This window comes from Nocardioides jejuensis (assembly GCF_004337475.1).
In the GTDB taxonomy this organism is placed as follows: Bacteria; Actinomycetota; Actinomycetes; order Propionibacteriales; family Nocardioidaceae; genus Nocardioides; species Nocardioides jejuensis.
Genome location: NZ_SJZJ01000001.1, coordinates 1 through 12229, shown reverse-complemented (window position 1 = coordinate 12229; position 12229 = coordinate 1). Strand labels below are relative to the sequence as shown.

Sequence of the window (12229 nt, the reverse complement as noted above, 5' to 3'; positions counted from 1 at the left end):
GTCAGCGCCGCGTGACCGTCGTGGCGGACCGCAGCGCGCGGGGAATTTCGGCCGCCTCGTCGACGACTGCGAGGAGCGCGGCACGCTCCTCTGGCGAGGCAGGCGTGGCCAGCTCGACGCTGTAGGTGATGCCCGTCGACCGCCACTCCTCGTCGAACGCACCGTCGGCCGTCACGGCGACTCCGTCGAGCGTGATGTCGCGCGACCTGGCCTCGCGGAAGGTGTCGTTGAGGACGCACAACGCGACCGCGAGGTGGAGCGCCTGTGCGCCGTTGCTCACCGGCGTCGTGGCGACGCCTGCGTCGGTCCAGACGTGGGGGAGAACGACGCCGCCGTCGGCGCGGCGCAGCGAGCCGGCCGAGACACGTACGCCGAACGGCGAGAGGTCCATCTCCTGATGATGCACCTCAGCGGGTCGGTCGCACCCTGACGGTCGGGCTCGGCGTGCCGACGCCGACATCGTTGGTGGCGCGGACCCGGAACCGGTAGGGCGTGCCGGGCGTGAGGTACTTGATGGTGACCGAGCGCGTCGAGACGCCGACCGTGCGGACGGTGACCCAGCGGGCATCGGAGGCCCGGTAGCGCTGGACGACGAATCCCGTTGGCCGCCCGTAGGACGCCGTGACCGTGCCCGACGTCCAGGAGATCAGCGCTGACTTCGAGCGGGCCGTGCCCTTCACCGACGCGATCGGGGGCGGGACGGCGTCTGGTCGTGCGTAGACGACGGGGGACAGGGCGCCCTGACCGGCAGCGTTCACTGCGCGAACGGCGACGGCGTACAGCCGGCCGTTGACCAGACCGGTGAGCGTGGTGGTGGTGCCGGGCACGCTCTTCGACGTCCAGCTCGATCCGTCGGCTGTCCAGAGCACGGTGTAGGAGCTCACGGGGCCGTCGGGGGCGGTCCACGCGACGGCGAGCGTCTGGTTGCCGCGCGTCGCGGTGACGCCCGTGGGCGCTGCCGGCGTCACTGCGTTGCCGTCACCGGCAACGGTGACGGTGTCGCTCGCCGAGGAGCTGGTGTCGGAGCCGGTCACCGTGACGTGCGTGGTGTAGCTGCCTCCGCGGGCGTAGGAGTGGCTGCGGTCCGTGCCCGACTGATAGGGCGAGGAGACGGTGTGGTGTTCCGGGGAGGTGCCGTCACCCCAGTCGATCGTGACGTCGAGGTCCTCGCTGTGCGGGCTGGAGGTCTCGATCGCGACATCGGCGGTGTCGGGGGCATCGGAGGTCGCATCGATGGTGAGGGGGATGGTCACGGGGTCGACCCGGACCGCCCGCTTGCCGGTGGTGAATGCGTGGCTGGCGCCGGACGGGTCCTGCCAGGTCACCTCGTTGTACAGGTCGTAGTCACCGGCCTCGACGTCGCCGACGGGCCACCGCATCCGCCAGTTGCCGTCGGCGTCGGGGGCGTCGATGTAGCGGGACTGGAGATAGCCGTCGAGTGGTCCTCCACAGCAGGCGGTGCTGAGCAGGACCACCCGGATCCGGGTGACGGTCTCGGTCGGGGCGCTGGCCGGTCGGAACTCGATCGGCACCTCACCCATCAGCACGCTCTCGCCGTCGGTCGGCTGGAGCTGCTCGACCGGGTTGGCGTCGCGCAGGGTCAGCGTCACCGGCGATCCGTCGGTGGTGTTGCCGTAGGCATCGGTAAAGCGCGAGTGCACCGTGTAGGCACCCGGGGGGAGGGCGTGGTCGTCGACGCTGCCGTTCCAGGTGAAGGTGTGCTTCGGCTGCCGCGGCAGGACCTGCTCGGGCAGGACCGTGGTGCCGGCAGCATCGGTCACCCAGGCGACGCCGTCGACGAGTGAGTTGTCGGAGACGGTGTACTCGAGGTTCTTCGTCTCGTACGCCGTCGCGCGGGAGCGGTACGCCGTCACGTCGGCGGGAGCGACCACCGTCGGCGCTCCGCCGTCGACGACCGTGATCGTGATCGGCGGCGGCACGTAGGGCCGGTAGTTGATCGGCGTCCATCGCGAGATGTTCGGCGCGATCGTGTGCTCACCGGCCGGGAGGGCGCTCGCGTCGACGAGGGTGTGGCAGGTGCCGTCGTCCCCGACGGACCCGTCCCACTGCCACTTGTAGTACTTCGTCGACATCGCGCTGCAGTCGCGGAGCTGGACTCCTTCGGGCGGCGTGGCCACGAAGTCGAGGACGTTCGTGGTGCCGGTCGGGACGACCTGCATCGTGGCCGGTGGCACCGCCTCCAGGGTGATCTGCGCGGAGGTGGGAGTGGCGTGGCCGCTGTTGTCGGTCAGCGTCGTGGTGACCGTGTAGGTGCCGCCCGGCACCCACGCGCCGTTGCTGGTGCCGTCCCAGGTGATTCCCCAGCTGCCGGCGATGCCGGTCTGTGCGGAGCGGGCGGTGTGCGTGGGCGTCGCGGTGTGGACCAGGGTGCCGTCGCTGTTGCGGATCTCGAACGGCGTCGCCGTGACGCTGCTCGAGTCGGGGTCGGTGTACGCGAAGGAGATCGGCGCCCAGTGGTAGGTGTCGGGCGAGCGCATCCACAGCGTGACTGCGGTCGGTGCATTCGGGGTCGGCGCCGCGGTGTCGTCCGCCTGGGCGGGTGCGATGCCCGTCATGGCGAGCAGCGTGCCGAGCGTGCCGCCGGCCATGGTGCGAATGAGTCGGTTCACCTGTGTTTCCCCCTGTGTGGTGCGCATTCCGAGGTTAGGTGACGAAACGGACAGTGTCAGCGGAAGTCGCGCGACCTCGGCGATGCGCGCACCATCAGCTGCTCACAGCGGTCGGCGACGAGGTTGAGGACGCCGTCCTGCGTGTGCTGCAGGATCCCGCGTACGACGAGGGCGGCCGAGGTCCGCGCGACGCGGCGGTAGCGGGCCCAGGCGCCGGGGGAGACCACCACGTTGAGCAGGCCGGTCTCGTCCTCGAGGTTGAGGAAGGTGACCCCGCCCGCGGTGCCCGGTCGCTGGCGGTGCGTGACCAGGCCGGCGACCTCGATGCGCCGCCCCGACTCGATGGCGCCGACCCGGTCGATCGGCACGACGCCGCGGCTGTCGAGGCCTGCCCGCAGGTGGCGCAGCGGGTGGTCGCCGGGGGAGAGGCCGGTCGTGGCGAGGTCCTGCACGAGCTGCTCGGCCTCGGTCAGCATCGGCAGCAGCGGTGGCTGGTAGGAGAGCCCGCCCAGGTCGAGCTGGCCGGGAGCGAGCGCCGAGGCCTCGCGGGAGGTCCAGAGGTCCTGGCGGCGGTGCTCCGAGAAGGCGCCCGCCATCGCCAGCGCCTCGAGCTGGGTCGTGGTCAGGTCGACGCGGCGGGCGAGATCCGCCTGGTCGCGGAACGGGCCATCGGCGGCACGCGACGCCACGATCCGCTCCGCCACCTCCGTGCCGATCTGCTGGACGTCGGCCAGCCCGAGCCGCACGCCCCAGCCGAGGTCGCGGTGGTGGCTGGTCGTGGTGTCCGGCGCGTGCCGGTCGAACTCTCCGACGGGTGGCTGCTCGAAGCTCAGGCAGGCGTCGAGGCCGGCCGGTCCGGCGTACGACGGAAGGCGCTCGAGCCCGGCGTGCACGCCGGAGAGGTCGAGCGAGGGGCCCAGCACCGTCACCCCGTGGCGCCGGGCATCGGCAGAGAGCGACTGGGGCGAGTAGAAGCCCATCGGCTGTGCGCGCAGCAGCGAGGCCAGGAACGCCGCCGGGTAGTGCAGCTTCATCCACGAGCTCGCGTAGACAAGCACCGAGAACGAGATCGAGTGCGACTCGGCGAAACCGAAGTTGGCGAAGGCCTGGATCTTCTCGTAGATCTCGGTGGCCTTCTCCTCGCTGAGGCCGTTGTCGCGCATGCCGGCGAAGAGCCGGTCCTTGAGTGCCTCGATGCGGACCACCCCGCGCTTGGAGCCCATCGCCCGGCGCAGCATGTCGGCGTCGGCGTGGTCGCAGCCGCCGACCGCGACGGCCATCTGCATCAGCTGCTCCTGGAAGAGCGGGATGCCGAGGGTCCGCTCGAGGACGGGCTCGAGCAGGGGGTGGTCGTACTCCCACGGCTCACCGGCACGACGTCGCAGGTAGGGGTGGACCGCGCCGCCCTGGATCGGGCCGGGGCGGATCAGGGCGACCTCGATGACCAGGTCGTAGAAGCAGCGTGGCTTGAGCCGGGGGAGCGTGCCCATCTGGGCGCGTGACTCGACCTGGAAGACGCCGATCGAGTCGGCGCGGCAGAGCATGTCGTAGACACCCTGCTCCTCGCGCGGCAGCGTCTCGATCGTCCACTTCTCCCCGAGGTGCTGCTCCACAAGATCGAAGGAGTACTGCAGGGCGGCGAGCATGCCGAGGCCGAGCAGGTCGAACTTCACCAGCCCCATCCACGCGCAGTCGTCCTTGTCCCACTGGAGGACCGTGCGCTTCTCCATGCGGGCCGGCTCGATCGGGCAGACCTCGCCGATCGGGCGGTCGGTCAGCACCATGCCGCCGGAGTGGATGCCGAGGTGGCGGGGGAAGGTGAGCACCTCCTGCGCCATCTCGACGACCTGCCGGGGGATCGAGGCGTCGTCGACCGCGACGGAGCCCCAGGAGTCGATCGACTTCGACCAGGCGTCCTGCTGGCCCGGCGAGAAACCCAGCGCCTTGGCCATGTCGCGCACCGCGTTCTTCGGGCGATAGGTGATCACGTTGGCGACCTGCGCGGCGTTGCGGCGGCCGTACTTGCCGTAGACGTACTGGATCACCTCCTCGCGCCGGTCGGAGTCGAAGTCGACGTCGATGTCGGGCTCCTCGTCGCGCAGGTGCGAGAGGAACCGCTCGAACGGCAGCCCGTAGAAGATCGAGTCGACCGAGGTGATCTCGAGGACGAAGCAGAGCGCGGAGTTGGCCGCCGAGCCGCGCCCCTGGCAGAGGATCCCGCGCCCGCGGGCGTACTGCACGATGTCGTGGACGATCAGGAAGTAGCCGGGGAAGTCCTTGAGCTCGATGACGTCGAGCTCCTTCTCCAGCCGGGCCCGTACGTCGTCGCCGTAGCCGGGGTAGCGCTTCTCCGCGCCGGCCCAGGCGAGCTCGCGCAGCCGCTCCATCGGGGTCTGGCCGCCGGGCAGGTCGAGCTTCGGGAGGCCGGGCTTGGCGGCACGCAGCGGGAAGGCGAGGTCGTCGGCGATCTCCGCCGTGCGCTCGACCGCGCCCGGGTAGCGGCGGAACCGGTGCGCCATCTCGTCACCGCTGCGCAGGTGCGCCCCGTCGCCGCCGGGCAGCCAGCCGTCGAGGTCGTCCAGGCTCCGTCGGGCGCGCACGGCGGCCAGCGCCGTCGCGAGGGGGTGCCGCGACGGCTGGGCGTAGTGGGCGCCGGTGGTCGCGACCGTGGGCAGACCGAGCCGGGCGGCGATGCGGGCCAGGGCGTCGTTGTGCAGGGAGTCCAGCGGCTGCCCGTGGTCGAGCAGCTCGACCGCCACGCCGTCACGACCGAAGAGCTCCCGCAACCGGGCCAGCTCGCGCTCCGCGGCCATCTCGCCCGTCGTGGCGTCGACGGCAGAGGTGAGGGCACGCCGGACGGCTCCCTTGCGGCAGGCGGTGAGTGCCATGACCTGTCCGTGCGTCGACGAGGCCAGGGCAGCCAGGTCGTAGACGGGCCGCCCCTTCTCCGCGCCCATCGCGAGGTGCGCGTCGGTGAGCGCACCCGCCAGCCGGTGGTAGCCCTCCTGTCCGCGCCCGAGCAGGACGAGGTGGTCGCCGACCGGGTCAGCCACGCCCTGTTGCGGAGCAGGCAGACCGAGGGAGACCTCGACGCCGTAGATCGTCTGCAGGGCGGGGTACGCCTCGGCGGCCTCGGCGAAGCGGACCACGCCGTACATCCCGTCGTGGTCGGTGAGTGCGAGCCCGTGCAGCCCCAGCCGCGCTGCCTCGATGACCAGCTCCTCCGGGGAGGAGGCGCCGTCGAGGAAGCTGTAGTGCGAGTGCGCATGCAGCTCGGCGTAGCGGGTCGTCGACACCACCTGCTCGACCGCCGGCGCGCGGAACGGCTGTCGCTTGCGTGAGACCGGTGCTTCGTCGCGCCCGTTGACGGGCGGCTTGGATGGGCGACCACTGTGGATCCGCTCCATCTCCTTCCAGGAGATCGGCGGGTTGCTCCAGCCCATGTCAGCCGGCTCGCTCAGTCATAACGGCCCTCGGCCGACCACGGCTCCTCGTCGTCGGTGCCGAGCTGCTCGTAGAGCAGGAGCCAGGCCTGGTCGTGGTCGTCGACAAGCTGCACGCGGTCGACGCGGCGGGTCTCGGACGGGTCCCACCAGCGTTGCCGGATCGGCCAGGGGCCGGCCCAGGCGGTCACGCGCCGGGGGCCGCCGCCGGTCGGGTCGAGGGCGCCGGGGTCGAGCCAGACCGGGGCACCGGAGAGGTCACCCCGACTGCCGATGCGCACGATCGACCGGACCTCATCCAGCAGGCGCACCGGCACCGGCTCGTCGTAGACCAGGGTCGGTGCGAGCCCGGGCAGGCTGCCCGGCCAGGGCTGGTCGGCCTTGCGGATGGTGGCTGACGGGGCGGCCTCGCCCCACGGTCGCAGCTGGGTGCGCTCGGCGAGCAGCCGACCGCCACCGATGGCCGCGGTCAGCACGCCGTCGTGGCCGAGGCGACCCTGCAGGCGGGTGGCGGTGTGGTGAATCCGGTCGGCCGGACCGTCACGCCACAACCCACCCGCATGGGCGGCGGCATCGTCGAGGGCGAGCGGAGCGATCTCGACCCGGATGACGGCACCCTGGCGGGTCGTCGGCGCCGCCAGCGCCGTGGAGGCGGCTCCCTGGAGCTGCCACCGGATCCGGTCGACGACCTCGGTCGAGCTGAAGTGCCGCGGGTGGGTCCAGACCTGGTCGCTGTGGGCGCGGCCCGTGGTGGTGTCGTCGTCGGTGAAGACAGAGACGAGGACCTGCGAGCAGACCAGCTGGCGCGTGGTCAGGGTGGCGATGAACTCCTCGGCCATCGTGCGACACCCGAACGCGACCTGGTCGATCCGCTCGAGGCCGGGCTCGAAGACGACGTGACGGGTCAGGTCGGACGGGGCTGCTGCGGCACGCACCGGCGCGACCTCACGTCCGCGAGCCAGGTCGTGGGCCTGCATGCCGGGCACCCCGAACCGGGCCCGCACCGAGGATCCGGGGAGGGCCGCGAAGTCGCCCAGCGTGGTCAGCCCGAGACGCTTCAGCAGGGTCACCAGCTCGGGGCCGGCTCCCGGGAGGTCTGCCAGGACGTCGAGCGGCATCGCGGCGAGGAACGCCCGCGACGCACCAGCCGGCACGACCCGCAGCGGTGCGGCGGCGGTCGTCGTCTGCGCTGCCAGCTCGGCGGCGTGGATGCCGTCGGCGATGCCGATGCGGACGTCGACCAGCCCGGCGACACCGCGCACCTGGTCGGCCAGCGCCCGGGCCGCGACCTCCTCGCCCCCGTAGTAGCGGGCAGCGCCGGCGACGTGCACGGCGACCAGGCCGGGACGGCGTACGTCGATGCCGGGGATGACCTCGTCGACGGCGCGGACCACCGGCTCGAAGGCACGCGCGTCGCGCAGCGGATCGTGGGGGAGCAGGGTGATGCCGGGGCACCGCGCCTGCGCCTCGCGCAGGCGCAGCCCGACGGTCACGCCCTCGACGTCGGCGGCAGCCGAGCGGGCCACGACCCGGCCCTTGTCCATCAGGGCCAGGGCGACGTCGGGGTCGAGCCCGTGCTCGGTGCGGGTGGCCAGCAGCGACCAGTCCGGGCACCACAGGGCCAGGGCGCGCTGGATCCCGCCGGGCGTCACGAGACCTCCAGGTGATGGCGCGTGGTGCGACCGGTGCGCTGGCTGACCTGGATGGCGAGCCGACGCTGCAGCAGGCACCCGTGGCCGTCGCCGAGCCCGCGCCAGCCGGCGGGGGAGGCGTGCAAGGTGGCCTGCATCGCCGGCCAGGTGGACGGAGGCTGCTCGGTGAGGAGCAGGGTGCAGCCGCGCTCGCGCAGTCGTGCGGTGAGTCGGGAGGCCTCGGTCGGGACGAGCCGGACCGGCCGGGCCAGCACCACCGGGACGATCTCGGCCAGCGCCGCGACCGCGGTCGCCCACTGGTCGCCCGGCGCCGGCACGAAGAGCGTCCGGTCGAGGTCGAGCCCCATCCGGGTGGCCACCTCGAGGCCGAGCCCCGGCAGCCCGACGACAGCGCTCCACGCCCCCTGGGAGCAGGCCTCGGCGAGCAGCATCAGGGCCAGCGTCAGCGACCCCGTCGCGGCATACGTCGCCCCGGCGCGCAGACCGGTCGGGAACGCCGATCGCAGCGCCTCGGGCACCCCGAAACCGATCACGTCCCCGGGGGACTCGGCCCCCTCGAGGCGCCGGATCCGGGCACGCAACGCGGCCAGGTCGGGGACCGGGGAGGCGCCCGGCTCGGGGGCCAGGTCGAGGGCTGCTGTCACACCTCCATGTTCGAACAAACGTTCGAACATGTCAATCGGAAGGAGGCGAGGTGTGGAGGGCTGACGAATGCGCCCATTCCTCAGCGGAAGGGCGTGTGAGCCCGTTAGATTTTGTCCGACTTCGGGTGATTTCAAGGGGGGTGGATGCATGACCGTTGCGCGCGTCGGCGACCGCCGCACGCACCTGGCGCAGTCGGCGCTGGAGGTGCTCAGTGAGACCGGCTACGCCAACACCGGCGTCCGCGACATCGCCCAGCGCTCGTCGTACTCGCACGGGGTCCTGCACTACTACTTCAAGGACAAGTCGGCGCTCATCCTCGAAGCTGTCCGGCTCTTCAAGACCGGCTGCGTCGAGCGCTACGACGCGGCGATCGACGGTGTCACCACCGCGGCCGGGGTGCTCGCGGCCTTCGAGGAGCGGCTGGTCGACTCGCTCGTGACCGACGGCCGCCTGCACCGCCTCTGGTACGACGTCCGCACGCAGGGCTGGTTCGGCTCCGTCGACGGTGCCGCGCTCGCCGAGATCGATGCCCTCATCGAGGCGATGGTGGTCCGCGTCCTCGACACCTACGCCCGCCTGTCCGGCCTGCGGCTCCGCGTCGAGGCGGCGACGGCGTACGCGCTGGTCGACGGGCTCTTCCAGCGCGCGCTGCAGGAACACTTCCAGGGCGACGAGAACGCCCCGCGTGCCCTGGTCGCCCGCGTACGCGAGGCAATGCCGCTCCTGGTCGGCTGAACGTCGCGCCGGCCGGTCGGTGCTGCGCACTAGAGTCCGCGGCATGCCCACCGTCCTCATCACCGGCGCCTCGCGCGGCATCGGTCGCACCACGTCCCTCCGTCTCGCCGCTGCCGGCTGGGACGTCCTCGCCGGCGTGCGCCGTGAGGAGGACGGCGCCGAGCTCGTCGCCCTCGATGCACGCATCACCCCGGTGCTCCTCGACATCACCGACGCGGAGCAGATCGCCCGTGTGGCCGCGGAGGTGACCACGCTCGACGCGCTGGTCAACAACGCCGGTGTCGCGAAGATCGGTCCGCTCGAGGGGCTGTCCGTCGCGACCCTGCGCGAGCAGATGGAGATCAACCTGATCGGCCAGCTCGCGGTGACCCAGGCCCTGCTCCCGCAGCTGCGCGCCTCCCGTGGCCGGATCGTCTTCACCTCCTCGCTGAGCGGCCGCGTCGCCACCCCGCTGACCGGCGCCTACAACGCCTCGAAGTTTGCGCTCGAAGGTGCTGCCGACGCGCTGCGCATGGAGCTGCGTCCGTGGGGGATCCGCGTCTCCCTGGTCGAGCCCGCGCAGGTGTCGACCGACATCTGGCACAACGCCGACGCCGACCTGGACGAGGTCATCGCCGGCATGTCGCCCGCCGCGCAGGAGCTCTACCGCCCCCACTTGGCCGGCTTCCGGAAGATGATCCCGCTCTCGCAGAAGCTCGCCGTTCCGGCGGACAAGGTCGCCCGTGCGATCGAGAAGGCGATCACCTCGCGCAGCCCCCGCGCCCGGTACGTCGTCGGCTTCGGCCCGAAGGCCCAGGTCGCCCTCAGCGGCACGACGCCCACGCCCGTGCTGGACGCCGTCCTGCGCAAGGCGACCGGCGTACCCGCGAAGGCCTGACGCAGACCGACAGAGAGACGGGGCCGCCTCCTTGGGGGAGGCGGCCCCGCCGTCGTTGCTGCAGCTGTTCAGCAGCCCAGGTGCAGCCTGGTGTTGCCGAAGTTGATCCTCGGCCCGGCCGCCGGCCGGAGGACCGCCACGCTCAGTGCGGAGAGGTCCATCGAACCGGTGCTGCCGTCACCACAGGTGCCCTTCTGCTGGTGGTTGACCTGGATCGAGAAGGCGTTGTCGACGACCTGGAGGACCGGGTCGAGCGCCTTGCGGACGGGGATCGTGATGAGTCCCGTCTTGATGTCGTCGACCGCCAGGGCGAAGACCTGGTGGCCGGCGTCGCTGAGCACGAAGTCCCGCAGCGGGGCGACGAGCTTCGTGACGATCGGGTTGGCCACCACGATGGCCGCTGCGAGCGTCGTGCAGAGCAGCCCGCTGGTGGTCCCGACACCGGTGCACGTCGGGGCGGTGGGCTGGCCCATCAGGTTGACGCTCCACTTCGCCGTCGCGCTCTGGCCCGATAGCGGGTTGAGCGTCGCGGTGAGGTCGACGGTCACGCTGGCGAGGGCACCGTCCACCGCCTTCATCACGACGGTGTAGACCTCCTCCATCAGGTCGTGGACCGTCTCGGCGATCATCGGGTAGATCTCGTCATCGACCAGCTCGGTGTTCGGCTTCTGCGCGTTGAGACCCGTCGGGTCACCCGGGCGGTTGACCTCCGGTGCGAGCAGCGGGCCGTCGACCGTCTCCTCGCCGTGCAGGGCCTGGTCGAGGTGCACCGTGACCTTGCCGGTCGAGAAGTCGACCGTGAGGACGTGGTTCTTCGTGGTCAGCGGCTGGGCCACGATCGCCTTGAAGATCTGGTCCTGCATGTTCGACCGGACCCGTGCCGTGACCTTGGTGCCGCCCGGGAGGGCGTTGGTCAGGTTGGTCAGGCTGAGCAGCGGGTTCAGGGTCTTCTCGACCGCGCGGTCGATCTGCCCGGCACCGTCGTAGATCGTCGGAGCCGCGCCCTGGACGAGCGGCGAGTGCAGGAACAGATCTGCCTGGCCGACGCGGTAGCGACCGAGGCCGCCGACGCCGTCGGGGTCGAGGATCTTGCCCTTGACGGCCTGCAGTTCCGATCCGCTGACGCCGACCTTCAGGAGGAGCTGGTCGACGGCCTGGTCGGTGAGTCCGCTGATGCCCGCCTTGCGCACGATGGACAGCAGGTCGATCGATGCCGGGTTCGACGTGGAGCCGTTGACGTTGTCCAGCGACACCGCTCCGTCAGCACCCGCCAGACCAGTGACGGCACGTGCGTCCTCGGGGGTGGTTGCGGTCGACTCCGAGAGCAGGGTCGCCAGCTGGCCGAAGTCGATGAACTGGTTCAGCGGGACGTCGGCACCACCCAGGTTGACCGTGCGGTTGCCGAGTACGCCGACGTTGGCGCCGCCGCGGTTGGGTCCCGGGTTGCCCGGCGACGTCGCCTCGGAGTAGCCCGCGTCCGCGAGGCTGCGCGGACCCGAGGCGATCTCGACGATGTTCGCCGACGCCTCCGGCGTACAGGCGTCGACCTTGCTGCCGGCGTTGCCGAGGTTGATCGTCGCGACGTGCTGCGAGCGCAGGATCGCCAGGCTCAGCGCGGAGATGCGGAGCCTGCTCACGCCGGTGCTGCCGTCGGGCAGGTGGCAGGCGTCCGACTCCTGGTGGTTTACCTGCAGCGAGACGACCTTGGCGAGGACGTCGAAGAACGGGGCCAGCGCGTTGCGGACGGGGATCGTGATGAGTCCCGTCTTGATGTCGTCGACCGCCAGGGCGAAGACCTGGTGGCCGGCGTCGCTGAGCACGAAGTCCCGCAGCGGGGCGACGAGCTTCGTGACGATCGGGTTGGCCACCACGATGGCCGCTGCGAGCGTCGTGCAGAGCAGCCCGCTGGTGGTCCCGACACCGGTGCACGTCGGGGCGGTGGGCTGGCCCATCAGGTTGACGCTCCACTTCGCCGTCGCGCTCTGGCCCGATAGCGGGTTGAGCGTCGCGGTGAGGTCGACGGTCACGCTGGCGAGGGCACCGTCCACCGCCTTCATCACGACGGTGTAGACCTCCTCCATCAGGTCGTGGACCGTCTCGGCGATCATCGGGTAGATCTCGTCATCGACCAGCTCGGTGTTCGGCTTCTGCGCGTTGAGACCCGTCGGGTCACCCGGGCGGTTGACCTCCGGTGCGAGCAGCGGGCCGTCGACCGTCTCCTCGCCGTGCAGGGCCTGGTCGAGGTGC

Annotated in this window: 8 protein-coding genes; 2 read left to right on the top strand and 6 right to left on the bottom strand. The window is 71.5% G+C overall.

What is annotated here, in order from left to right; genetic code table 11:
- Nucleotide 1 precedes the first annotated feature (1 nt).
- The 5 genes from EPD65_RS00040 to EPD65_RS00020 are packed head-to-tail and all read right to left on the bottom strand — an operon-like array spanning nt 2 to nt 8369.
- Nucleotides 2–391, bottom strand: coding sequence for an OsmC family protein (locus EPD65_RS00040; protein WP_131580680.1), 390 nt, complete (start codon nt 389–391; stop codon nt 2–4).
- A gap of 16 nt (nt 392–407) precedes the next feature.
- Nucleotides 408–2630: a fibronectin type III domain-containing protein gene (locus tag EPD65_RS00035; RefSeq protein ID WP_165872822.1), complete on the bottom strand. Its 2223-nt coding sequence runs from the start codon at nt 2628–2630 to the stop codon at nt 408–410.
- Between the two features lie 56 nt (nt 2631–2686).
- Nucleotides 2687–6073 carry an error-prone DNA polymerase gene (locus EPD65_RS00030; RefSeq protein ID WP_131580676.1) on the bottom strand — a complete coding sequence of 1129 codons (3387 nt, stop codon included), beginning with the start codon at nt 6071–6073 and terminating at the stop codon, nt 2687–2689.
- 14 nt (nt 6074–6087) lie between these two features.
- Nucleotides 6088–7725, bottom strand: a complete 1638-nt coding sequence (locus EPD65_RS00025) for a DNA polymerase Y family protein (protein ID WP_131580674.1) — start codon at nt 7723–7725, stop codon at nt 6088–6090.
- The gene (locus tag EPD65_RS00020) at nt 7722–8369 is read right to left on the bottom strand and encodes a hypothetical protein (protein ID WP_131580672.1); all 648 of its coding nucleotides are present in this window, start codon (nt 8367–8369) and stop codon (nt 7722–7724) included. Before EPD65_RS00020 ends, EPD65_RS00025 begins: the two co-directional genes overlap by 4 nt.
- Nucleotides 8370–8517: 148 nt before the next feature.
- On the opposite strand from EPD65_RS00020, the gene EPD65_RS00015 reads away from it, so the two are divergent.
- Together EPD65_RS00015 and EPD65_RS00010 are read left to right on the top strand one after the other, a co-directional pair.
- The gene (locus EPD65_RS00015; RefSeq protein WP_165872821.1) at nt 8518–9105 is read left to right on the top strand and encodes a TetR/AcrR family transcriptional regulator; all 588 of its coding nucleotides are present in this window, start codon (nt 8518–8520) and stop codon (nt 9103–9105) included.
- Between the two features lie 43 nt (nt 9106–9148).
- Nucleotides 9149–9982: an SDR family oxidoreductase gene (locus EPD65_RS00010; protein ID WP_131580668.1), complete on the top strand. Its 834-nt coding sequence runs from the start codon at nt 9149–9151 to the stop codon at nt 9980–9982.
- A gap of 68 nt (nt 9983–10050) precedes the next feature.
- Here the strand turns inward: EPD65_RS00010 and EPD65_RS00005 are convergent.
- The coding region (locus EPD65_RS00005) for a choice-of-anchor G family protein (RefSeq protein WP_131580666.1) at nt 10051–12229 on the bottom strand (2179 nt) is incomplete at its 5' end.